The sequence below is a fragment of the Streptomyces sp. NPDC101152 genome, from assembly GCF_044768275.1.
Lineage (GTDB): Bacteria > Actinomycetota > Actinomycetes > Streptomycetales > Streptomycetaceae > Streptomyces.
Genome location: NZ_JBIWPO010000016.1, coordinates 1 through 21388 on the forward strand (window position 1 = coordinate 1; position 21388 = coordinate 21388).

General features: G+C 72.3%; 20 protein-coding genes and 1 pseudogene. 9 read left to right on the forward strand and 12 right to left on the reverse strand.

All coding sequences use genetic code 11. The features are described from left to right. The 6 genes and pseudogenes from ACIRVK_RS21670 to ACIRVK_RS21695 all read right to left on the reverse strand — a co-directional run. Positions 1-96 (reverse strand): annotated as a pseudogene (locus ACIRVK_RS21670) (electron transfer flavoprotein subunit beta); the annotation flags it as partial. Positions 97-125: 29 nt separating this feature from the next. Further along, positions 126-872, reverse strand: coding sequence for a GntR family transcriptional regulator (locus ACIRVK_RS21675; RefSeq protein WP_404249377.1), 747 nt, complete (start codon positions 870-872; stop codon positions 126-128). Further along, positions 865-2031, reverse strand: a complete 1167-nt coding sequence (locus ACIRVK_RS21680; RefSeq protein WP_404249379.1) for an acyl-CoA dehydrogenase family protein — start codon at positions 2029-2031, stop codon at positions 865-867. The genes ACIRVK_RS21675 and ACIRVK_RS21680 overlap by 8 nt, the downstream gene beginning before the upstream one ends. Before the next feature lie 20 nt (positions 2032-2051). After that, positions 2052-3242 (reverse strand): CaiB/BaiF CoA transferase family protein, encoded by a 1191-nt coding sequence (locus tag ACIRVK_RS21685; protein WP_404249381.1) that lies wholly within the window; start codon positions 3240-3242, stop codon positions 2052-2054. Then, on the reverse strand, positions 3239-4438 hold the full coding sequence (locus ACIRVK_RS21690) for an MmgE/PrpD family protein (protein WP_404249383.1): 1200 nt from the start codon (positions 4436-4438) through the stop codon (positions 3239-3241). The genes ACIRVK_RS21685 and ACIRVK_RS21690 overlap by 4 nt, the downstream gene beginning before the upstream one ends. 231 nt (positions 4439-4669) lie before the next feature. Further along, positions 4670-5911: an MFS transporter gene (locus ACIRVK_RS21695; RefSeq protein WP_404249385.1), complete on the reverse strand. Its 1242-nt coding sequence runs from the start codon at positions 5909-5911 to the stop codon at positions 4670-4672. A gap of 153 nt (positions 5912-6064) precedes the next feature. Here ACIRVK_RS21695 and ACIRVK_RS21700 point away from each other — a divergent pair, with 153 nt between their 5' ends. The 3 genes from ACIRVK_RS21700 (at position 6065) to ACIRVK_RS21710 (ending at position 8723) form a co-directional block, all read left to right on the forward strand. Beyond that, positions 6065-6985: a LysR family transcriptional regulator gene (locus ACIRVK_RS21700; protein WP_404249387.1), complete on the forward strand. Its 921-nt coding sequence runs from the start codon at positions 6065-6067 to the stop codon at positions 6983-6985. A 355-nt stretch (positions 6986-7340) separates the two neighbouring features. Then, positions 7341-7880, forward strand: a complete 540-nt coding sequence (locus ACIRVK_RS21705) for a DoxX family protein (RefSeq protein WP_404249389.1) — start codon at positions 7341-7343, stop codon at positions 7878-7880. A gap of 291 nt (positions 7881-8171) precedes the next feature. Next, positions 8172-8723, forward strand: a complete 552-nt coding sequence (locus ACIRVK_RS21710) for a 2'-5' RNA ligase family protein (protein WP_404249391.1) — start codon at positions 8172-8174, stop codon at positions 8721-8723. 169 nt (positions 8724-8892) lie between these two features. Here ACIRVK_RS21710 and ACIRVK_RS21715 read toward each other — a convergent pair whose 3' ends face one another. From ACIRVK_RS21715 to ACIRVK_RS21725, 3 genes are all read right to left on the reverse strand, one after another. Next, on the reverse strand, positions 8893-9915 hold the full coding sequence (locus ACIRVK_RS21715; RefSeq protein WP_404249393.1) for a helix-turn-helix domain-containing protein: 1023 nt from the start codon (positions 9913-9915) through the stop codon (positions 8893-8895). 328 nt (positions 9916-10243) lie between these two features. After that, a complete protein-coding gene (locus tag ACIRVK_RS21720; protein ID WP_404249395.1) occupies positions 10244-11215 on the reverse strand; it encodes an alpha/beta hydrolase in 972 nt (323 codons plus the stop codon). 115 nt (positions 11216-11330) lie between these two features. Next, a complete protein-coding gene (locus ACIRVK_RS21725; RefSeq protein WP_404249397.1) occupies positions 11331-12992 on the reverse strand; it encodes an LCP family protein in 1662 nt (553 codons plus the stop codon). A 279-nt stretch (positions 12993-13271) separates the two neighbouring features. On the opposite strand from ACIRVK_RS21725, the gene ACIRVK_RS21730 reads away from it, so the two are divergent. Further along, entirely contained in the window at positions 13272-14135 is an 864-nt protein-coding gene (locus ACIRVK_RS21730; RefSeq protein WP_404249399.1) for a polysaccharide deacetylase family protein, read from the forward strand. Positions 14136-14150: 15 nt separating this feature from the next. Here ACIRVK_RS21730 and ACIRVK_RS21735 read toward each other — a convergent pair whose 3' ends face one another. Together ACIRVK_RS21735 and ACIRVK_RS21740 are read right to left on the reverse strand one after the other, a co-directional pair. After that, positions 14151-14915 (reverse strand): FkbM family methyltransferase, encoded by a 765-nt coding sequence (locus tag ACIRVK_RS21735; RefSeq protein ID WP_404249401.1) that lies wholly within the window; start codon positions 14913-14915, stop codon positions 14151-14153. A 52-nt stretch (positions 14916-14967) separates the two neighbouring features. Continuing rightward, positions 14968-15159 (reverse strand): hypothetical protein, encoded by a 192-nt coding sequence (locus ACIRVK_RS21740; RefSeq protein ID WP_404249403.1) that lies wholly within the window; start codon positions 15157-15159, stop codon positions 14968-14970. Between the two features lie 118 nt (positions 15160-15277). Between ACIRVK_RS21740 and ACIRVK_RS21745 the strand changes: the two genes are divergently transcribed. Next, on the forward strand, positions 15278-16192 hold the full coding sequence (locus ACIRVK_RS21745; protein WP_404249405.1) for a LysR family transcriptional regulator: 915 nt from the start codon (positions 15278-15280) through the stop codon (positions 16190-16192). Positions 16193-16249: 57 nt separating this feature from the next. On the opposite strand, the gene ACIRVK_RS21750 is transcribed toward ACIRVK_RS21745, so the two are convergent. After that, positions 16250-16813 (reverse strand): NAD(P)H-dependent oxidoreductase, encoded by a 564-nt coding sequence (locus ACIRVK_RS21750; RefSeq protein WP_404249407.1) that lies wholly within the window; start codon positions 16811-16813, stop codon positions 16250-16252. Between the two features lie 99 nt (positions 16814-16912). Here ACIRVK_RS21750 and ACIRVK_RS21755 point away from each other — a divergent pair, with 99 nt between their 5' ends. The 4 genes from ACIRVK_RS21755 (at position 16913) to ACIRVK_RS21770 (ending at position 21373) form a co-directional block, all read left to right on the forward strand. Continuing rightward, on the forward strand, positions 16913-17593 hold the full coding sequence (locus ACIRVK_RS21755; protein WP_404249409.1) for a TetR/AcrR family transcriptional regulator: 681 nt from the start codon (positions 16913-16915) through the stop codon (positions 17591-17593). Positions 17594-17664: 71 nt separating this feature from the next. Further along, the gene (locus ACIRVK_RS21760; RefSeq protein WP_404249411.1) at positions 17665-18711 is read left to right on the forward strand and encodes a LacI family DNA-binding transcriptional regulator; all 1047 of its coding nucleotides are present in this window, start codon (positions 17665-17667) and stop codon (positions 18709-18711) included. Positions 18712-18728: 17 nt separating this feature from the next. Beyond that, positions 18729-19907, forward strand: a complete 1179-nt coding sequence (locus ACIRVK_RS21765) for a 4-hydroxybenzoate 3-monooxygenase (RefSeq protein ID WP_404249413.1) — start codon at positions 18729-18731, stop codon at positions 19905-19907. 29 nt (positions 19908-19936) lie between these two features. Continuing rightward, complete coding sequence (locus ACIRVK_RS21770; protein ID WP_404249415.1) at positions 19937-21373, forward strand: aldehyde dehydrogenase family protein; 1437 nt, start codon at positions 19937-19939, stop codon at positions 21371-21373. Positions 21374-21388: the final 15 nt, after the last annotated feature.

A 21388-nucleotide genomic window follows, 5' to 3' on the forward strand; every position in this document is an offset into this window, starting at 1 on the left:
CACGTCGTCCCGGTCGACGGTCAGGTCATCGGCGAAGTGCCGGTCGCCGGTGGCGTCGGGCACGTACTTCACAGTGACAACGATCCTCAAGCTCAAGGTTCCTTCTCCTCAACGGGTTGTGCGCGTCATTGGCCGCTGCGACGCAGCCGTACGCGGTACGAGTAGTGCTCGGGCAGGAAGTGACTGATGGCCAGCTCGACGAGCTGACCGGTGACCGTCTGGTACACGCGGTCGATGCGCAGCAGAGCCCGGCCCGGTTCGCAGCCCAGGTGTTCGGCGATCTCCGCCGTGGCCTCGGCGACCGTGATGCTCTGCTCGGCCTCCGCGATCGGTTCGGGCAGCCGTTGGTCGAGCAGCCCGATGACGGTGAAGGCGTTGGGTGTGCCGGGCAGCGTCAACTCCTCGACGTCGTCCAGCAGTCGGCCGATGGCGGGTGGCAGCCACACCGAGGTGTGGCAGAACGCCACGTCGTCGTGCCGTCGCAGGAAGGACAGCTTGTGCACGCCGTCGGTGTGCAGACCGAGCCGGCCCGCCGCGTCGACGTCGACCCGCCGGTGCAGCGGCGTGACGACGTCCATGCGGGTGTCGATGGACAACCCCATCAGATCGTCCACGGAGCCGAACTGCCGCAGATACTGTTCCTCGCGGGGGGTGGCGAACGTCCCGCGCCCCGGCACCCGGTAGACGAGCCCCTCGGCGACGAGATCCTGGAACGCCCGGCGCACCGTCTGCCGGCTCACGCCGTAGGTCTCGGCCAGCTCGGCCTCCGTGGGAAGCCGTACACCGTCCGGGTAGTCGTGCCGCAGGATCGCCGCCCGCAGTTCGCGCGCGAGCCGCAGGTAGGTGCTCTCCCGCTGGGGCTGTTCAGCCATCGAGACCGCCCCTCGCCACCAACTGCGCCGCGATCACGTTCCGTTGAATCTCGTTCGTGCCCTCGCCGACGATCATCAACGGCGCGTCCCGGAAGTAGCGTTCGACGTCGAACTCGGTCGAGTAGCCGTAACCGCCGTGGATCCGCACCGCGTTGAGTGCGATCTCCATGGCCGTCTCGGACGCGAACAGCTTGGCCATGCCCGCCTCCATGTCCACCCGCCGTCCGGCGTCGGCCTCCCGGGCGGCGTGCAGCACGAGGTGGCGGGCCGCGGTGAGCTTGGTCGCCATGTCGGCCAGGTAGTTGCCGATCGACTGGTGCCGCCAGATCGGCCTGCCGAAGCTCTCCCGCTGCTGGGCGTATCGCAGCGAGTCCTCCAGTGCCGCCCGGCCCACGCCCAGCGCTCGGGCGGCGACCTGGAGCCGGCCGGTCTCCAGCCCCTTCATCATCTGGCCGAAGCCCCGGCCCTCCTGGCCGCCCAGCAGCGCCTCGACCGGCACCCGGTAGCCCTCGAAGGACAACTCGCAGCTCTCCACGCCCTTGTAGCCGAGCTTGGGCAGGTCCCGGGAGACGACCAGGCCGGGCCCGTGCTCGGCGAGGAGGACAGAGATGCCCCGGTGGCGTGGCTCGGCGGCCGGGTCGGTCTTGCACAGCAGCGCGATCAGGCCGGCGCGGCGGGAGTTGGTGATCCAGGTCTTCGCCCCGTCGACGACGTACTCGCCGCCCTCACGGCGTGCGACGGTCGTCATCGCCTGCAGGTCGGAACCTCCGCCCGGTTCGGTCAGCGCCATCGTCGCGCGGACCTCCCCGGTGGCCAGCCGTGGCAGATGGCGCCGCTTCTGCTCCTCGGTGCCGTACAGCAGGAGCAGCTTCGCCACGACCGTGTGGCCGCCCACCGCCCCGGCCAGGCTCATCCAGCCGCGCGCGAGTTCCTCGGTGACCAGCACGAAGCAGGACGTGGAGACGGGGTTGCCGCCGTACTCCTCGGGGATCGCCAGGCCGTACACGCCCAGTTCCTTCATCCGCTGGATGAGGTGCTCGGGGTAGGTGTCGGAGTGCTCGAGCTCCTTGACGACGGGCTTGACGTCCTTGTCGGCGAATTCGCGCACGGTCCGCACGACGAGCCGCTCGTCGTCGGGCAGAAGGTCCAGGACGCTCATGGGGTGCTCTCCACAGGTCGTCAGATGACGGCGTCGGCGCGCAGGGCGGCGATGTCGTCGCGGGTACGGCCGAGTTCGGTGAGGATCGCGTCGGTGTGCTCACCCACGTCCGGTACGGGGTCCATGCGCGCGGGCACCCCCGCGAGGTCGGCGGGCGGGAGCAGCGCCTGGACCGTCGCACCGGGCACCGCCACCTCCTGCCAGCGCCCCCGGGCGGCCAGCACGGGGTGGTCGAGGAACGCGGCGACGTCGTTGACCCCGGCGCAGGCGATGCCGATCCGCTCGAGTTCCTCGAGGTTCTCCTCGGCGTCGCAGCGGACGATGCGCGCGGCGACGATCGCGTTCAGCTCCGCGCGGTGGGCCACGCGCCGGGAACCGGTGGCGAAACGCGGGTCGTCGGTCAGCTCGGGCCGCCCCAGGAACTCCGCGCACAGCACGGCCCATTCGCGCTCGTTCTGGATGGAGAACAGCACCTGTCCGCCGTCGGCGGTCGGGAAGGCGCCGTAGGGGGCGATGGTCGCGTGCTGGGTGCCGAGGCGGGCGGGCTGGGTTCCGCCGTAGCGTGTGTAGTAGGCGGGCTGGCCCATCCACTCCGCCAGCGCCTCGAACAACGACACCTCGACGGGATGCGTCCGGCCGGTCGTGGCCCGCGTGTACAGGGCGGTCAGGACCCCGCTGTAGGCGTACATCCCGGCGGCGATGTCGGCGACCGAGATCCCGACCCGCGCCGTCTCCTCGGGCGTTCCGGTCAGGGAGACCAGGCCGGTCTGGCACTGCACCAGCAGGTCGTACGACTTGCGGTCGGTCCACGGCCCGCTCGTGCCGTACCCGGAGATCGTGCACGGCACCAGCCGCGGGTAGCGCTCGGTGAGCGCCGCCGTACCGAGTCCCAGCCGGCCGGCCGCGCCCGGCGCGAGGTTCTGCACGAACACGTCGGCGCCGTCGAGGAGTTGGTGCAGGATCTCCAGGCCTCGTGGGTCCTTCAGGTCCAGCGTGACGGATTCCTTGGAGCGGTTGAGCCAGACGAAATAGCTGGAGTGCCCGTGCACGGTCGTGTCGTAGCGGCGCGCGAAGTCGCCCTCTCCCGGCCGTTCCACCTTGATGACGCGGGCGCCGAGATCGGCGAGTTGCCGGGTCGCGTAGGGTGCGGCGACCGCCTGCTCGACACTGACCACGGTGATGCCGGAGAGGGGGAGTCGGGGCACGGTCATGCCTCCTCGTGAGGGAAGTGCTCACGCAGTACCGCCCGTGCGCCGGCCCAGGTCAGCCCGTCCAGCAGCCCCGGTACGTCCGGACCGCAGAGAGTGGCCTTCGCGCGCAGGTCGGCGTCCGACAACGGTCGTGGCGGTGAGCCGGGCGGCAGTGCCAGTTCGGTGGACAGCTCCTGACCGTCGGCGAGAGCGACGCGCAGGGCCACACAGCCGTCCAGCAGGCTGCTCGTCTCCCCGGGCAGCACCTCGACCCGTACGAGGCCGAGGAGTTTCTGTGCCGCGGGCCGCCCCACGGCCGCGTCCGTGAAGCTGTCGAATCCGGGCCAGTCGTCCAGCAGTACGGTCGCCACCGCGTACGGCAGCGAGAACTTGCCTTCCAGGCCGGTCGCCGGACGGTCGTGGATGAGCGGCTGAACGGTCCCCGCCGGCGTGGTGACCGTGACCCCCGTGATCTCACCGCGGATCCGGCCGCGTAGCTCGCGCAGCGCGGCGATGGGCCGCTGCATCGCGTAGCAGCAGGGGAACAGCTTGACCGCGAGACCGCCGGGGACGGCGGGGGCAGCGGGGAAGCCGACGGCCGGCGTGCCGCCGACCTGTCCGAGCCAGGCGTCCAGGGCGCGCGGGTCGGCGGTGGCCCCCGCCCGAGCCAGCCGTGCCGCCCGTACGCCCGCCTCGGCCGCGAAGCCGACCTGCAACGACTTGCCGTGCGTCCCGAAGGCCTCCTGTACCCCACCGGCGGCGGGCACGGCGAGCGCCATCGCGGTGGCGAGCCCGTCCACGTCCAGGCCCAGGGCGATCCCGGCCGCGACGGCGGCGGCCGGGGCACCGGCCGTGCAGGTCGCGTGCCAGCCGGCCGCGTAGTGCTCCCAGCCCAGCATGGCGCCGAGCCGGGCCATGACCCCTGCGCCCGCCAGATAGGCGCGGGCGTCGCCACCCGCGGCGAGCACGGCCGGGACGGTGACCACGGAGATGTGCGTGGTGGTGTCGGTGTGCAGGTCGTCGAAGTCCAGGACGTGGGCCATCGCCGCCCAGCGGGCCGCGTCGGGCAGGGACGCGGTGATCGGCCGCAGCGGATGCGACCGGGCGGCCAGCGCCACCGCGACGGTGTCCGCGAGAGCCCGCTCCGCCAGCGCCAGGTCGTCCGGCGCCGGGCGGAGCTCGTGGGCCCACCGGGCCAGCGCTCGCGCTACGGTCATGAGCAGATTTGTACGGCCAAATCCTGAGCGCTGTCAACGCTGAGTGACGCGACCTGACATGTGGCTTTCCGCACCCTCCGGATGTGGCGAAGCAGACATCCGCGCCAGGGGAACGCCTTTGTACGCCCCAAGAGCGGCCGAAGCGTGCAGTGAGACCGACCAGGCCGCCTCCGCGTTCAGGTCGAGCAGTCGGAAGTCGCCTTCTTGTTCAGCGAGAATGACGTTTCCGAGTCAGAGTGCTCCATCGGCGGGCAGCGGCGCCATCTGCGGGGCGGGCTCGATGCTGCGGGGGAGCAGCAGCGGTGTGGCGAGGGCGAGGACGCCTGCGATCGCGATGGCCGTGCGGGTGTCGGTCACCCCGGCCAGCACACCCCACAGGGCGGTCAGCCCGGCGGTCGTCGCCTTGCCGGTGACCGACCATGCGGAGAGCACGCGGGCCGCCCGGTCCGCCGCCGTCCGCCGCAGTCGCAGGGTGGCGTACACCGGGTTGAAGACGGCGCAGGACGTGATCACCCCCAGCTCCACGGCCATGACGAGCACCAGCCCCGCCGTGCCGGGCCCGACGAAGGCCAGGCCGATGGGCCAGCACGCGCGCAGCCACCCCGACGTGAGCAGCACCCGCCGCTCTCCGAAGCGGGGCACCAGGACGCGGGCCAGCCGTGAGCCGATGAGGCCGCCGATGCTGGGCACGGAGAAGGCCAGACCGTACTGCCAGGCCGTGAACCCGAGATCGCCGACCATCAGCACGGCGAGCAGCGGTAGCGACACCATGATCATCGCGTTGTAGAGCACGGTGTTGAGGAACAGTGGCCGCAGCACCGGATGGGCCACGACGTACCGCCAGCCCTCGAGGAGACCGCCGGCCCGCGCAGGGTCCGTCCGCACGGGATGCGTCTCCGTCCCGCCGATCGCACGGACCCCGACGGCCGACAGCAGGAAGCTGACCGCGTTGACCAGGGTGGTGGTCACCGGCCCGAACAACCCCATGGCGGCCCCGCCGAGCGGCGGCCCCAGGATCGTCGCGGTCCACTGCGTCGCCTCGAACCGCGCGTTGGCGGCCAGCAGGTCCTCCGGCGGCAGCAGCGACTTCAGGAAGGCCCCACTGGCCGCCGTGAAGCTGATGTCCGCGGCGCCGACGACGATCGACACAACCAGGAGTTGTACGAAGGTGAGGGCGTCGAGCGCGTAAGCCGCCGGAACGCTCAGCAGCACCCCACAGCGGACCAGGTCCATGGTCATCATCACGGGCCGCTTGTGCCGGAACTCCATCCACGGCCCAAGCGGCGTCGCCACGGCCGCCCCCACCGCGAGCCCGGCGGCCGACAGCACCGCCACCTCAGTGGCCCCGGCGTGCAGCACCATGACCGCGATCAGCGAGAACGCGTCATAGGCGAGCCACGTTCCGAGCGCGCTGACGGCGTACGCCCCCCACAGCCAGCCGAACCGCCGCCCCAGCGATCGCCCGCCCCGCATGCACGCCTCCCCGTCCCGCCCGAACACCGACCGGCGACATCAAAGCCGCTCACGGGCCGTGGGGGCAAACAACCGACACGCTCGACCAGAGACAACCGGGCGTTGTGGGCGAGCGTTCGCTACAGCATCACCGGACGCTGTAGAAAGGGGGCCGTGGATCTCGACGCAGTACGCACCTTCGTGGCCGTCGCGGACGCCGGACGGTTCCGGGAAGCGGCCCTCACCCTCTCCGTCACCCAGCAGGCGGTCTCCAAGCGCGTCGCCGCGCTGGAGCGGGACCTCGGCGCGCGCCTGTTCACCCGCACGGCACGCGGAGCGCGGCTCACCATCGACGGGCAGGTCTTCCTGCCGCACGCCCGCGAGCTGCTGCGGGCCGAGGAACAGGCGGCCGCCTCCGTCAGCCCCGGCCGCCGTGCCCTGCGCGTCGACGTCATCGGCCGCCGGCTCGCACCGGCCGACCTGGTACGCGACTTCCACCGCACGCACCCCGACTCCGCCCTCGACGTCGTGACCCTCTTCGACGCCGAAGCGGCGATCGCCGCGGTCCGCTCCGGCACCATCGACGCGTCCTTCCGCGCCCTCACCCTCCCCGCCCGGCACCTGCCCGAGGGCGTCGAGGCGGCCCGCGTGCACGACGAGCCCCTCCAGCTCCTCACCGGTCCCGGGCACGCGCTCGCCGCCGCCCGCGCCGTCACCCCGGCCCAACTGGCCGGGCACCGCATCTGGATGCCCGGCAACGTCGCCGGCACCGAGTGGGCCGCCTTCTACGACGACCTCGCCGCAGCCTTCGGCTTCACCATCGAGGTCACCGGACCGGACTTCGGCACCGAACCGCTCCTCGACACGATCGCCGACTCCCCGCACCTGGCGACCTTCGTCGGGGTCCAGACCCGTATGGTCTGGCCGGCCGGCCACGACCTGCGCCGCATCCCGCTGCGCGACCCCACGCCCGTCTACCCGCACTCGCTGATCTGGCGCGCCGACAACCCGCACCCGACACTGGCCGCACTGCGCGCCCACCTCGGCACCGCCCGGCGGGACGCGGACAGCTGGACCCCGAAATGGGCCCGCTGACGCATCACGTCACCGCGCCCGCCGCCTTCAGCGTCAGGATCCGCTCCCTGCGCCCCACCGACGTCGACGTGGCCGAACTGGACCGACTCACCGATCCCGCACGGCGGGTGGACCTGGTCCGCTCCCGGCTGCGGGCTCCGCTCCAGGGGTGGGCCACCTGTACCCGCCCGCGAACGGCGGCACGACTTCCCGGAGTTGGCCGCGCACGCTCATTAACGAACAGCCCTCCAGCGGGCACAATCTGAGCCTCGGGTATTCGGCCCGGGCCTATCACCTGAAGGTGCTGTCGTTCGCCGAGGTGCGCGGTGACCCAAGAGGCCGACATCGCCGCGCCCCCACGACAAGGGAGAGCGGGATGAACCAAGCCGATGTGGTCGCACTGCTGTTGCGCCTGGTCCTGGGCGTCGTCATGATCGCGCATGGCCTCAACCACTGGCGCGGGGGCGGCCGCATCGCCGGCACCGCCCGCTGGTTCACCGGCCTCGGCCTGCGCCACGGCGTGCTGCAGGCCTGGATGAGCGTGGTCACGGAGATCGGCGCGGGCGTCCTCCTGCTGGCCGGTCTGCTCACCCCGCTGGCCTGCGCGGCCGTCATCTCGGTGATGCTGGTCGCGGGCCTGCTCGCGCACCGCCCGAACGGGTTCTTCGTGTTCAAGGAGGGCTACGAGTACGTCCTCACCCTCGCCGTCGTCTCCCTGGCGCTGGCCGTGCTGGGCCCGGGCGACACCTCGCTCGACGAGGCCGCCGGCATCCAGCTGACCGGATGGGCGGGCTTCGGCGTCGCGCTCGGCGTGGCCGTCGTGGCGACCGCCGGCCTCCTCGCCACCTTCTGGCGCCCGCAGCCGGCACCGGCGGCGACGCCGAGTCCCGAATCCCTTGAGCAGGAGGCCAGTTGACGCGTGGCGGATTCATCGGCCTGGGCGGCCAGGGCGCCCTCATGGTCCTCCGCCCCGCCGCCCTCGTGCCGTTCGCCGGCACCGCGGCCGCCCAAGCAGGTCCGGCCGACCTGGCCGCGGCCAGCGACCTGGTCTGCGTGTGCGCCGTCAACGACGCGGATGTCGAGGAGGTGTGGTCGTCACCGGCGCGAACGGCATCCTTGCGCCGCGCTCGCCCTGATGAACAGGCGACGTCCGGCGGTCGGTCGAGGCCCCGCACCCCGCATCCCTCCCGCCTGCTATACACGTGCCGTGGCGGACGATCCCAGTGGTTTCCAGACAGCACAGTCGGCGCTCGTGGTACGTGTGCCCGAAGCCGAACCCGCGGTGGGGACCTGGCGCCGGCGCCTCGACCCCGCGGCCCGGGCGGGCGTCCCGGCCCATGTCACCGTGCTCTTCCCGTTCCTGCACGCCGACCACATCGACGACGGCGTCTGTGCCGCGCTCGACGAGCTGATCGGCGGGCAGCGGCCATTCGACGTACGGTTCGCGACCTGCGGACGGTTTCCCGGCGTCCTCTACCTCGCCCCCGATCCCGACACCCCCTTCCGTCGGCTCACCAAGGCGGTCGTCGAGCGGTGGCCCGAGGCACAGCCGTACGGCGGCAAGTACGAGCCGGTCCCCCACCTGACCGTCGCCCAGACTCAGGACGAGACCCTTCTCGTCGAGGCGGAGACCGATCTCGGCGCGGGCCTGCCCATCGCGGCCCGCGTGTCGACGGTGGACCTCGTGGTCTTCAACGGCGAGCGCTGGGAGGGCCGGGCCTCCTTCGCCCTCCGCCGGCAGGGGGCCCGCGACCGCTAGGGGGTGTTTTGAAAGCCCCGCACAGCACCCACGGCGCCCGGCACGCCCTCTCGCCGCACCGGCCGAAACCCCAAGTACGTCCGGTCCATCAACGGCGTCTTCCGTCCGGCACGCCGAGAGGACGCCCCGGACCCCGCTCCTTACCGGGCAAACGTTGCCTGCCGCGGCACTAGGACCGGGCCAAGTGCCGCATGGTCAGGGCAAGTTGCAGTCGCAGTCGGCCCTGCGGCGTGCGCAACGGCCAGCCCAGCAGGTGCTCGGCCTGGGTCAGGCGGTCCTGGAGGGTGGAGTGGTGCACGTTGATCTCGGCGGCGGCCGCCCGCTGACTCGCCGTGGCGGCCACGGCGTTGAGGGTGGCCAACAGCCCGGGCACCGCGGCCGCCGCGGCCTCCAGGGCGCGCACGTCGGCCGGCGGTTCGGCGCCCGGCACGACCAGATCCGCGAGCAGCGCGATGCCGCCCAGTTCGTCGGCGCACACCACGCGCGGTCCGGGGTCCTGCGCGGTGCCGTCGGCCGTGAACCGCAACGCCGTGCGGGCGGCCGCCCAGGAGCCCGGCAGGTCGAGCACGGGCACGGCGGGGCCGATGCCCAGGCGGCCGACGGGCAGTTCGGTGTCGGAGGGCCGACCGCCCGCCCGGGCCACCAGGACGCGGGGCCGGCCGTCGCCCGGGGCGAGGGCGCGCAGTCGTACGGCCGGGTCGGCGGGGGCGACGCCGAGGCGCCGTGCCGCGTGCAGCCGGTCCGGCTCGGGCACCGTGGCGTCCAGCAGCGTCTCGACCAGCGCGGGGTCGTCGGCGGGGGAGGCGGGGGCGCGGCCCCGGGTACGGTCCAGGACCAACCGGAGGGCGCCTGCGGCCCGCTCCAGGATCACCGCGTCCACCACGCTCGGCGCGCTGCCGGCCCGTTCCAGCCACAGGGCCGGGGCCCCGCCGGGCTCCAGCGCGGCGCACGGCCAGTCCGCCTCCGGCGGGGCCTCGCTGTCCTTGCGGACCCCGTCGGGCTCGACCCGGACCCGCACGTGCCGTCCCGCGTCGACCAGCCGCGCCGGACACCCGGCCAGCACCGCGGCCCCGCGCACCAGAGCCTCCAGACCGGCCTTGGTCTCGGCCAGCCGGTCGAAGTAGGAAATGACCTGCACCGCGGCCCCGGCGTCCGGATCCAGCGCGGTCAACCGTCCAGCCAGCTCTTTCATACGCACATGGTGCGCCATCCACCCGCCGAGAGGGACCCCACGCGAACCACCTCCCCCGCAACCGGTGACGTGCCGCGTCCGGCTGCGGGGGAGGGGGCTCGCACAGGTCACGGCTCAGCTGGTGGGCGTCGCCTGGTGGCGCATTGGCGCCGGTGGCTCTCGCGCCCGCGTGCGATCACCGGATGAGCGGGCGCTGGGGTGTCGGACTGTGTCCGGTGCGTCGGCGCGGGCGATCCGGCTGCTTGGTGGGAGGTCGCGGCGGTCACTGGCCCGCCGGTGGCCGGCGCGCGGTGGGCTCATCGGCCGCGGCCACCGCGCGGCCGTGCCGTCACCCGATCAGTCGGCGCAGCCAGTTCAGGTGTGCTGCTCGGGACGCCTGGGACAGGGCCGCCTGGGGGGCGAAGCCGTCGAAGCCGTGGAAGCCGCCGGGCCAGACGTGCAGTTCGGCGATTCCGCCGGCCTGCCAGATGCGGGAGGCGTAGGCGACGACCTCGTCCCGGAAGGTCTCCGCCGAGCCGACGTCCAGGAAGGCCGGCGGGAGGCCGGTGAGATCCTCGGCGCGGGCCGGCGCGGCGTACGGGGAGACGTCCGGGCCGCCGCGCGCGGCGCCGAGCAGCGCCGTCCAGCCGGTCTCGTTGGCCGTGCGGTCCCACACGCCCAGGCCGGCCATCTGGTGCGTGGACGGCGAGTCGTTGCGGTCGTCCAGCATCGGGCACATCAGCACCTGCCCGAGGGGCCGGGGCCCCTCGCGGTCCCGGGTGAGCAGGGCCAGCGCCGCGCTCAGCCCGCCGCCCGCGCTCGCCCCCGCGATCACGATCCGCTCGGGATCGCCGCCCAGTTCCTCGGCGTGCTCGGCCGTCCACACCAGCCCGGCGTACACGTCCTCGATCGGCGCCGGGTGCGGATGCTCCGGTGCGAGCCGGTACTCCACGGACACCACCACCGCGTCCAGCTCCTTCGCCCACGCCAACGGCACGTCCACCCCGACGCGGTTGTTGCCGATGATCATGCCGCCGCCGTGCACGTGGTAGAAGACGGGACGCGGTCCGGCGCTCGCCGGGGCGGCCGGACGGCAGATGAGCAGCGAGATGTCGGGCGCGTTCTCCGGCCCCGGCACGGCACGGTCCTCGACCTCGAAGAAGCCGCCCGCCGTCAGGTCGAGCTGAGCCAGCAGCTCGATGCCCGGACCCTGGCGGACCACGTCGATCTCGTCCAGGGTGAGACCGGGCGAGATCATGTCCTTGATCAGCTCCAGTGCTCCGGAGAGTTCCGGGTCGAACGGCGGGGGAACGAGGGTCATGGCTGTCTCCTCACACGGGGGTGCGGCGGCTCGTGCCGACATGATCCGGGCACCGGCCGCCGTCCGGACCGCCGCCGTACGGCGGAACCTGCCCGCCGAACGGCGGGTGTCCCTCTCACGCGTCGGAGTCGGGCTCGTTGCGTGCCGCCGCGTACGCCTGGGCCGGGGTCATCGCGACCCCGTTGAGGGAGACCGTCCTGTACGGGCTGACCTTGGCGCAGGTCCGGGAGTCGTCGGCGGTGGAGGCGCGCGCGTTGGCGGTCGCGGTCTTCGCGGTGGCGGCGGTGTCGGGATACGTCGTACCACTGGACCAGTCGCTGCCGATCACCAGGACCAGGCCGGCGGTCGAGCCCTGCTTCAGCGCGGAGCCCGGCAGATTGAGGGCGTCGGCGACCGTGTGGGCCTCCGCCTTCCGTCCGGGACCGTAGGTCAGCGTCGTGGACGTCGCCGGGTACGGCGCGTTGGCGGTCTTCGTGCCGGGACCGAAACCGCCCCCGGTCAGGGCGGTCGCGACGGCCAGGGCGCGGCCCTTGATGCCGGCGCCGTTCTCGACCGTGACGTCGATCGCGGACCTGGAGACGGGGGACGCGCTCGCCGTGGCCTTCGCGGTGGCGGACGCCGCCGGCGTCTTCTCACCCGAACCGGTGGTCAGCGACTGGTCGTTGGCGATCGTGGCGAACAACGACCTGGCGCCGGCGCCCACCACGACACGGTCGCGGTTGGTGGGGTCGGGGGCGGTCTGCATGGTCGTGAACGTCATCCGCTTCGTGGGGACCTTGTTCACGTCGGCCGCGAGCGCGACCAGTCTGCCGACGCTGCCGAGGCCGTCGTCCACGGTGAGCGCCTTGGTGGCCGCGTCCGCGAGGTCGTACACGGCGACGGGGTCGGTGAGGGTGCCCGCGCTCTTGAACTTGCGGATCATCGCGCTGAGGAAGAGGTGCTGGGAGACCGTACGGCCCAGGTCGCTGCCGTCACCGAAGCCGTGCCGGGAGCGGACGAACTCCAGCGCACCCTCGCCCTTGAGGGTGTGGGTGCCCTTGGACAGCTTCAGGTGCGAGTAGGTGTCGTACACGTTGTCGCTGACGCACACCGAGACGCCGCCGACCGCGTCCGACATCTTGACCACACCCGAGAAGTCCAGCTTCACGAAGTGGTCGATGGGGATGCCGGTGAGCTGGTGGATGGTGGCGACCTGGCAGGCGGGGCCGTACGTGAGGGCGCTGTTTATCTGCCCGTAGTAGCCGTTGGTGGCCTGGCCACTGGAACTGTCCTTGCAGGCCGGGATGTTCGTCATGGTGTCGCGGGGGATGCTCATGACGGTGGCGTTGGAGCGGTCGGCCGATATGTGGACGACCATCTCCACGTCCGCGTTGCCGTAGCCGCTCTGCACCCCGGTCTTCGAACAGCCGCCGCCGAGCCTGCAGTCCGCGGCGCTGGTCCGGCCGTCCGAGCCGATCACCAGGATGTTGATCGGCGTCCGGCCGAAGGCGTCGGCCTTCTCCGCGCCGCCCTTGCCGTCCAGTGAGACGCTGTTGATGTTGCCGTTGAGGTGCTGGTAGAACCACCAGCCGACCCCGGCGGTGCCCAGCACGAGGACAGCGAGGCACAGGACGACGGCTTTCAGGAGCCGCCTGCCGCGCCCGGGCCGCCTCGCTTTCCCCGCTGCCCGGCCGGTCGTTGGACGCTCCGCGCCGGTTGTCCGCGTCCGTGGTTCGGGTACGCGGGAGGCGCGGCGTCGCGTGGCCTGAGAACTCCGTCCGTGCCAGGGGTCGCTCATCTCCCACTCCCATGAACGGTCGGGCCCGGTCAGGCACGTTGGTTGCGTGATTGCGCAATCTAGCAAACGAATGGAGGATGGAAGCCCGATCTCGGCGGGACGGCGGCCCGACCGCGTCGGTCAGGCGGCCTGCGGTGGGCCCGGCGTAACGGAATTACACCTGATCAATGACCATTTCTTGCACATGGTCGGGTTATCTTTTCAGCGGATCGACGGCCACCGACCAGGCCACACGTTTTTCGACCAGGCCACATGTTTCGACCATGGGGGAACAGCGCGATGAAGCGGCACGGGAAGCGGTGCAGGTACGCCGGGGTGGCGGGGGCCGTCGCGGCGGCCCTGGCGGTCGGCGGCTGCGGCGGCGGGAGCGGAAGCGGTCATGCCGCTGGCGCCTCACAGTCCGCCGCGACGGGTGGAACCACCACCCCCGCGCCTGGTGCCGCCCAGGCCGCGGCCTGGCACAAGTGGGGCCTGACGCCGCTGCCCACCGCCCCCGAACCCCCGGCCGACAAGCCGGTGAAGCTGTCCGCCACCGGAGCGGTGCCGGTCTTCACCCACATACCGACCTCCCAGAAGGTCGTCTTCATCACCGTCGACGACGGGCTGGAGAAGGACCCCAGGTTCATCACGATGATGCGGGACCTGAAGGTCCCGATCACGATGTTCCTGATGAACGACGCCATCAAGTCCGACTACGGGTACTTCCGGCAGTTGCAGGCACTGGGTGACCGCATCCAGAACCACACCCTGCACCACCCCGTGATGAGCGCCGTCCCGCTGGCCCGCCAGAAGGCCGAGGTGTGCGGCGACCAGAAGATCCTCACCGAGGAGTACGGCAGCGCGCCGTTCCTGTTCCGCCCGCCCTACGGTGCCTACAACGCCAACACGAGGATCGCGGTCGGGGAGTGCGGGCCCCGCGCGATCGTGTGGTGGCGGGAGTCCATGCAGATCCGCCAGATGCAGTACCAGAATCCCGCCAAGAAGCTGCGGCCCGGCGACATCATCCTCGCCCACTTCCGCGGGCCCGCGGAACTCAAGGGCACCACGATGACGCAGATGTTCGCCAACCTGCTCAAGCGCATCCGGGAGCAGGGGTTCGCCGTCGCACGCCTGGAGGACTACATCCAGCCGCCGGGCAAGTAGATCCGGGGCTATCGCTCAAGGTGTCCTCGCGCGCATCATCACGCAGTCGAACTCGACGACCCTGCCGGTGGCGGGGTCGCGCGAGACCGAGTACAGGCCGGTGATCTCGAAGCCGGCGGCCTCGTAGGCGGCCACGGACTCGCTCATCCGGGGGCTGCCCTCGTACAGCCGTAGCAGGGCGACCTCGGAGAGCAGGCCCACGAACTCCCCGATCCGGTCTCCGGCGCCGGTGAACACCTCCAGGTCGTAGCCCTGGGTGTCCATCTTCAGGAACGGGCGGGGCTCGTCCAGGCCGGCCAGTGCCTCGTCGATGACGCCGTCGAGGCGGCGGACCCGGACCTTCTCGGTGCGGGTCTCGGTGAACCGTTCGTAGCGGTCGCGGCCGTAGTCGCTGGGCGGCAGGAGCGAGTTCATGGTGTCCCATCCGGTGTGGATGGTGGTGACCGTGTCCTCACGGCCCAGGGCGAGCCGGTGCACCCGCCACTCCGGGTCGCCGGCCGCCGCCTCCGAGAGCTCCTCGAAGGCGGCCGAGGCGGGCTCGAACGACACGATCCGGCCGGTGTAGCCCAGCTCACGCAGTTCCCTGCCGTACTGCCCGGTGTTGGCCCCGACGTCGAACACGCAGTTGACGTCGTACAACTCCAGCATCTCGCCGACGTGCTGGTGGCACAGGAACTCGGAGGCCAGCGACTGCAGATCGCGTCCGGTCTCGTCCGTCGCCCTCGCCCGTACGCCCGACTCGGGCATCAGGTCTCGCAGTCGTTCGTAGAGGGTGCGCATTCGATCATCCTTCCAGAGGGGCCGGATGCGCGGTGCCGCGCCGGGCGCCGGCTCAGGCGGGCCTGCTGCGGGAGACGACGCGGGTGCCGCAGCCGTCGGTCATCCGGACCTGCAGCGAGCCGCAGGCGCAACGCGTCCACAGGGTGCTCCCGGCCGCCGTGGCGTGCCGGGACACCACCTGGAAGGGCTCGGCTCCGTCGGGCCAGCCGCAGTGCGGGCAGGCGGTGCCGGTGGTGCTGGACATGGCGGGGAACTCCTCGGACGTGGTGGCTGGTCGACCGTCGCGACACACCAAGGGTGCAGCGTGGGAATCGTGCACGTCCAGGTTGACTTTCCGGACCTCACCTTGAAGCGTGGGCTTCATGATTGATCTGCGCCGGCTCCACGTCCTGCGGGCGGTCAGCCACTACGGCACGGTCACCGCCGCCGCCCAGGCCCTGCACTTCACACCGTCCGCCGCCTCCCAGCAGATCCGTCAGCTCGCCCGCGACCTCGGTGTCGACCTGCTCGAGCCGCAGGGGCGGGGGGTACGGCTCACCCCGGCCGCCGAGAGCCTGCTGGCGCACGCCGACGCCATCGAGGCGCGCTGGGAGCAGGCGGAGCTCGATCTGCGGGCCGACCACCGCGATCCGGCGGGGCCGCTGCGGGTGGGCGGCCTGTCGGTGGCCGTGTCGGTGCTGCTCGCACCGATGGCGGCCCGGCTGCGGGAGCGTCACCCGCGGCTGTCCGTGCGGGTTCAGGAGACGGGCGTGCCGGAGAGCTTCGACCTGCTCTTCGAGGGCGAGATCGACCTGGCGATCGTCGAGGCCACCCCGCACAGCCCGCCGCTGAGCGACGCTCGCTTCGACCAACGGCCGCTGCTGGACGACCCGTTCGACCTCGTCGTACCGCAGGGCCATCCGCTGGCCCGCCGCGAGCCGGGCGAGCCGGTCGACCTGGCCGAGGCGGCGCGCGAGGCATGGATCGCGCCGGTGCCCGACAGTCCGTGCCGTGCGCATGTGATGTCCGCGTGCGGCGAGGCCGGGTTCAGTCCGGACGTGGTCCATCACGCGGTGGACTGGAACGTCACGGCCCACCTGGTCGCCAACGGGCTCGGCGTGGCCCTGGTCCCCCGGCTGGCCCACCACACCCCGCACCTGCCGATCGCCCGCGTCCGCTGCGCGGGCAACCCGCACCGCAAACTCCTCACCTGCACCCGCCGCGGCGCGGGACAGAGGCCTGCGGTGGCGGCCGCCCTGGAGGAGCTGCGGGAACTGGCGCCGACCGCGGTGGCCTGAGACGACGAAGGGCCGGAACCCGCAGGCTCCGGCCCCTGTCCGTACGTGTCGCCAGGGTCAGGCGGCGACGGTCTCGCCCGCGTGGCCGTGCAGACGGGCGACCACCTCGGTCAGCTGGGCGGCGACCTCGGCGTCGTCGGCCGGGTGGGTTTCGGCGAAGCGGGTCAGGGAGCCGGGGATGGACAGCTTGAGGTCCTCGATGACCTTGCCGCCGGCGATGCCCACGGCCTTGCGGGCCTCGTCCTGCGCCCACACGCCGCCGTACTGGCCGAACGCCGTGCCGACCACCGCGACCGGCTTGCCGCCGAAGGCGCCGGCGCCGTAGGGGCGGGACAGCCAGTCGATGGCGTTCTTCAGGACGGCCGGGATGGTGCCGTTGTACTCGGGGGAGAAGAGCAGGAACGCGTCGGCGGACTGGGCGGCGGCGCGCAGCTTGGCGGCGGCGGCCGGGACGTTGCCCTCGACGTCGATGTCCTCGTTGTAGAAGGGGACCTCGGACAGGCCCTCGAAGATCTCGACGTCCGCGCCCTCGGGCGCGAACTTGACGGCCGCCTCGGCGAGCTGGCGGTTGGTCGAACCGGCGCGAAGGCTGCCGACGAGCGCGAGGATGCGAACAGACATGTGAACTCCAAGAAGCTGAAACATTGCCGTGACAATCCGGACCGGGGTCCGCTTATTGTTGTAGCACCCTAAGCGGACCGCGGTCCAGTTTTCTTCCCGATGCTTTACGCTGGCGACATGTCTGCCACACTGCCGCCCCTCCCGACGCCGCAGGAGCCCGTCGGCGAGCCCGAGTTGCTGCAGGTCAGCACCGCTGACGAGCACCCCTGCCTGCGTGCGGACGCAGCGCGCAACCGGGCCCGGCTGCTGGAGGCCGCCGCCCGGCTGATCGCGGAGCACGGTGTGGCCGGAGTCACGATGGAAGCGGTGGCGACGGCGGCCGACGTCGGCAAGGGCACCGTCTTCCGCCGCTTCGGCGACCGCACCGGACTCCTGACGGCGCTGCTGGACCATTCGTCGAGGAAGCTGCAGGAGGACTTCCTGGGCGGACCGCCGCCGCTCGGGCCCGGGGCACCGCCCCTGGAGCGGCTGCGGGCGTTCGGCGTGGCGGTGCTCTACCGCTCCGCGGAGCAGCTGGAGCTGCAGCTGGCGGCGCAGTCGGAGCCGACGCGGCGCTACAGCCATCCCTCGGCCCGCGCCCTGACCATGCACGTGACCATGCTGCTCCGGCAGATCGTGCCCGACGCCGACTGCGAGCTGCTGGGCCAGACGCTGATGAGCTACCTCGACCCCGCGCTGGTCCACCACCGCACCCAGCAGTGCGGCATGCCGCTGGAGCGCCTGGAGATCGGCTGGGTGGACCTGGTGGCCAGGGTGACGGGCACGGAGTGCCCGCACTAGCGGCCGGCCCTGTATGGCGGTCCTGTTTCCGTCTTCCCCCGGCCCGGGCCTCCGGCCCCGCTTCTGCGAAGATGCCGTACGTCATGGTGCAGATACCGAACCCGCCCGGGCACTCGTTGCCCACCACACGTTCCGTGCCCACGAGCGCCGACGTGGCCCGCCTGGCCGGCGTCTCGCGCGCGACCGTGTCCTACGTCCTGAACAACACCGGCGCCGTACGGATCAGCGAACCGACCCGGCGCCGTGTCCACGATGCCGCGAGGGAACTCGGGTACGTGCCGCACGCGGCCGCCCGCAGTCTGCGCGCCGGACACAGCCGGATGGTCCTGATGCCGGCACCGGCCATCCCGGTCGGGCCGCTCTACAGCCAGTTCATCAACGAACTCCACTGGGCGCTCGGCCGCCTGGACTACACCGTCGTGCAGCACGGCAGCGTGGGCCTGCACGGCGACGAGGCCGCCCGCGCCTGGGCCGAACTGCGTCCCGTCGCCGTCCTGGTGCCCGGCGCCGGCCTGGGCGCGCAGGGCGTGACGTTGCTCAAGCGCTCCGGCGCGCGGGCCGTCGTCACCCTCGGCCCCGAGGCCGTGGAGGGCGCCCACGCCCTGCTCATGGACCACGAGGCCGTCGGCCACTGCGCAGGCGCCCATCTCCTCGACCGCGGCCGGCGCCGCGTCGGCGTCGTCGTGCCCGAGGAGGGCGGCCTGGAGGCCTTCTCCCAGCCCCGCCTCGCAGGCGTGCGGCGGGCCCTGGGCGGCACCGGCGCCACGGTCACGGAGCTGGCGCTGGCCTACACCGAGGAGTCCGCCGCGCGGCTCGCCGCCCGCTGGCGTGAACTCGACCTGGACGCCGTGTTCGCGTACAACGACGAGTACGCGATGCTGCTGATGCGGGCCCTGCAGGACGAGGGCGTGCGCATCCCCGAGGAGGTGGCCGTGATCGGTGCCGACGACCTGATGCTCGGCCGGCTGCTCAGGCCCCGGCTGAGCACGGTCCATCTCGAGCTGCCGTCCGGCCGCGACCTCGCCGAACTGGTCGATCGCGCGGTGCGCAACCCCGGCGCCGCGCCCGAGACGCACAAGGTGCTCGGAGCCACGGTGGTCCACCGCGACTCCAGCTGATCCCCAGGGAGGCGCCCATGCGCACCACGGTCGGCATCGTCGGCGGCGGCCCCGCCGGGCTGCTGCTGGCCCGGCTGCTGCACCGCACCGGCATCGACTGCGTCCTCCTGGAGGCCAGGACCCGTGCGTACGTCGAGCACCGTCAGCGCGCCGGCATGCTGGAGCAGGGCACGGTCGACGCCCTGCGCGAGGCCGGCGCCGACGAGCGGCTGGACGCCGAGGGCCTGGTGCACCGGGGCATCGAGCTGCGCTTCGCCCGGGAACGCCACCACATCGACTTCCCCGCCCTCACCGGCGGCCGCACGGTCACCATCTACGCCCAGACCGAGATCGTGAAGGACCTGGTCGCCCTCCAACTCGCCGAGGGCCCACCGCTGTTGTTCGAGGCGGAGGCGGTGGCGATCGAGAAGCCGGACAGCGACGCGCCCCTCGTGCGGTTCCTGCACCAGGGCCGCGAGCAGACGCTGGCCTGCGACTGGGTGGTCGGCGCCGACGGCTTCCACGGCATCTCCCGCGACACCTTCCCGGCCGCGAGCAGCCGCACGTACCAGCGTGAGTACCCGTACTCCTGGCTCGGCATCCTCGCCGACGTGGCCCCCTCCTGCGAGGAGCTGATCTACGCGCGCGGGGAGAACGGCTTCGCCCTGCACAGCATGCGCTCCCCGCACGTCTCCCGCCTCTATCTGCAGGTGCCCGACGACACCGACCCGGACGACTGGCCCGACGAACGCATCTGGGACGAACTCGCCGCCCGCTTCGCCGTCGACGCCGACTGGACGCTCGAACGCGGGCCCATCACCGCCAAGTCCGTGACGCCGATGCGCAGTTACGTCCACGAACCCATGCGCCACGGCCGGCTGCTGCTGGCGGGCGACGCCGCCCACATCGTCCCGCCGACCGGAGCCAAGGGCCTCAACCTCGCCGTCTCCGACGTCCGCGTCCTCGCGCGCGCCTTCGCCGAACTGCACCGCACGGGATCCGAGCGACTCCTCGACGCCTACTCGCCGACCTGCCTCGCCCGTGTGTGGCAGGCCACACGCTTCTCGTACGACATGACTAAGATGTTGCATGCTCAACCAGATGGGGACGCGTTCGAGGACCGGATGCAGCTCACACGGCTGCGCCGGATCATCGCATCCCGCCACGCGGCGGCCGAACTGGCCGCGAACTACACGGGACTTCCGCTCCTGACCTGAGTCCCGCGGTGACGAAACGGAGAGCCGTCATGCCGTTGCTCGACCCGAAGACCTGGCAGTCCGGCCCTTTGTCGGGCCCCGAGTACGCCGTCACGGAACCCGCCACCGGGGACGCCCTCGCCACCGTCACCCTCGCCTCGGCCGAGGACGTCGAGGCGGCCGCCCAGGCGGCGCGGGCCGCCCAGGCCGAGTGGGCCCGCCTCCCGCACTTCGTCCGCGCCGGCGTCCTGCGCAAGGCCGGTGACCTGTTCTCCGCGCACGCCGACGAACTGCGCGAGTGGATCGTGCGCGAGTCCGGCTCCATCCCGGGCAAGGCCGACTTCGAACTGCACGTCGCCGCCCAGGAGTGCTACGAGGCCGCCGCCCTCGCCTCCCGCCCCGCCGGCCAGGTCCTGCCCACCGAGGTGCCCCGGCTCTCGTACACCCGCCGCGTCCCGGTCGGCGTGGTCGGCGTGATCTCCCCGTTCAACGCGCCGCTGATCCTGTCCATCCGCTCGGTGGCCCCGGCCCTCGCGCTCGGCAACGCGGTCGTCCTCAAGCCGGACCCGCGCACGGCCGTCTGCGGCGGGCTGTCCCTCGCCGCGGTCTTCGCGGAGGCGGGTCTGCCCGAGAACCTCTTCCACGTGCTGCCGGGCGGCCCGGACGTCGGCCAGGCGCTGGTCGCCGACCCGCGCGTCCCGGTCATCTCCTTCACCGGCTCCACCGCGGCCGGCCGCGCGGTCGGTGAGGCGGGCGGACGTCACCTCAAGCGCGTCCACCTGGAACTCGGCGGCAACTCCGCCATGGTCGTCCTCGAGGACGCCGACCTCGACGCCGTGATCTCAACGGCCGCCTGGGGCTCGTTCTTCCACCAGGGGCAGATCTGCATGACCACCGGCCGCCACCTGGTCCACCAGTCCCTGTACGCGGAGTACGTCGAGCGGCTCGCCGCCAAGGCCGACTCGCTCGCCGTCGGCGACCCGCACCGCGAGCAGGTCCACCTCGGGCCGATCATCGACGACGCCCAGCTCGCCAAGGTGCGCGGCCTGGTCGAGGCCAGCACCTCCCACGGTGCGAAACTGGCCGCGGGCGGCACCCACGACCGCCTCTTCTACCGGCCGACGGTCCTCGCGGGCGTCGACGACCAGAGCCCGGCCTACACCGAGGAGGTCTTCGGCCCGGTCGCGCCGGTACGGTCCTTCGCCACCGTCGACGAGGCCGCCGCCCTGGCCTCGGCCGGCGAGTACGGCCTCTCCCTGGGCATCGTCACCCGCGACGCCGCGCGCGGCCTCGCCCTGGCCGAGCGCATCCCGACCGGCATCGTCCACATCAACGACCAGACGGTCAACGACGAGGCCGTGGCGCCCTTCGGCGGCATCGCCGCGTCCGGCACCGGCGCCCGCTTCGGCGGCGAGGCCAACATCGAGGCCTTCACCGACGTGCGCTGGACGACGGTGCGCGGGGACGTGGCGACGTACCCCTTCTGACCGCGGTCTCCCAGG